This window comes from Dietzia sp. HMSC21D01, from assembly GCF_001815995.1.
GTDB classification, from domain to species: domain Bacteria; phylum Actinomycetota; class Actinomycetes; order Mycobacteriales; family Mycobacteriaceae; genus Dietzia; species Dietzia cinnamea.
Genome location: NZ_KV823728.1, coordinates 1,164 through 2,304, shown reverse-complemented (window position 1 = coordinate 2,304; position 1,141 = coordinate 1,164). Strand labels below are relative to the sequence as shown.

Genomic DNA, 1,141 nt, shown 5'->3' with positions numbered 1-1,141 from the left:
GTCGGCGAGCCATGGCCCCTGACAGCTCGGCGGTCAGACCGACCTGATCAGCCAGAAGTCGAGGCGCGATGGCCCCGGCGTGGGCGATCACCCCGACACCATCAGCAGTAACGGACAGACCAGACGACCACGAAGTACGCTTCACCTACCGAGTGCTTTCTGCTTGAGGACCTGGAGCTCTCGACAAGTCCCAGTTTCCCCTGTTCAGGAAGCACTTCGGTCTATTTTCGCCCAGCGATCCGCAGATACCCGTGAATCACCGGGGCTAGACAGCCGAGGAAAGGAATCGTCATGGCAGCCGGTCAGACGGGTGGGTCTTCAACAGCGAACTGGGCCGCCAGCGTGGCGGTCACCCTTCTATTAGGACTGTGGGGGTCCTGGCTCGCGTGGTCCGCTGCCTCGCCGCTCGGGAATGGGCCGACGCCGCGCGAGCTACCGCAGGAGTACATCCTGCTCACGTGCAGTCTGCTCGCCCTTTACGGCGCCGCGCTGATGGGCGGATGGCTGATCTCGCGCGGGCGAGGTGTGGGGCGGTGGAAGCGATCGCCGCTCACAGTCCTGTCTGCGCTGGTCACGGGCTACGGCCTGATCGCCACTGCCGTGTTCGCGATCTCCACTTCGTCGGAGTGGTCTCTCGCGGCAGTGCTCCCGCTCGCACTGATGGCGTCCATGCACTTCCACTTGTTCAGGTCGGCCCGCGGAGAAGCAGTCCCGGTCCCAGGCGACGAGCCGGCTGAGGCGGTTAGCGGAGTCGACTAGCCCAACCGCGCTGACCTGCGGTGACGGGTTCGTGTCGTACCCGGATGATCTAATCGAACGCATGAGCGACACGGTGAGAGGTGCCAGCGCAGCGGCCGCCCCGGGCGAGGAGCTGACCTCCGTGCTGCGCGCGCTCGACGCGCACCTGGCCCGGGACTGGTCCGCGGTCCCGGCCGCCGAGCTGCACGCCGAGGTGGTCGCGCTGGAGCAGGCCCACCGCCGGTTGCGTGCCACCCAGGCGCGCGTGCTGGCCGCTGCCCGCGCCTCCGGTACCGCCAGGCAGGTGGGCTACATCAACGAACGGCAGATGCTCACCGGCGGCCTGGGCCTGGCCCCCGGGGAGGCCCGCGGTCGCCTCGAGGACTCCTCGATCGCCGACACC

The 1,141-nt window shown here is 68.0% G+C and carries 2 pseudogenes; one reads left to right on the top strand and one right to left on the bottom strand.

Annotation, left to right across the window (positions count from 1 at the left end):
- Nucleotides 1-145 (bottom strand): annotated as a pseudogene (locus tag HMPREF3086_RS19855) (IS1380 family transposase); the annotation flags it as partial.
- Nucleotides 146-820: 675 nt separating this feature from the next.
- On the opposite strand from HMPREF3086_RS19855, the pseudogene HMPREF3086_RS19440 reads away from it, so the two are divergent.
- Nucleotides 821-1,141: pseudogene (locus HMPREF3086_RS19440) on the top strand (HNH endonuclease); the annotation flags it as partial.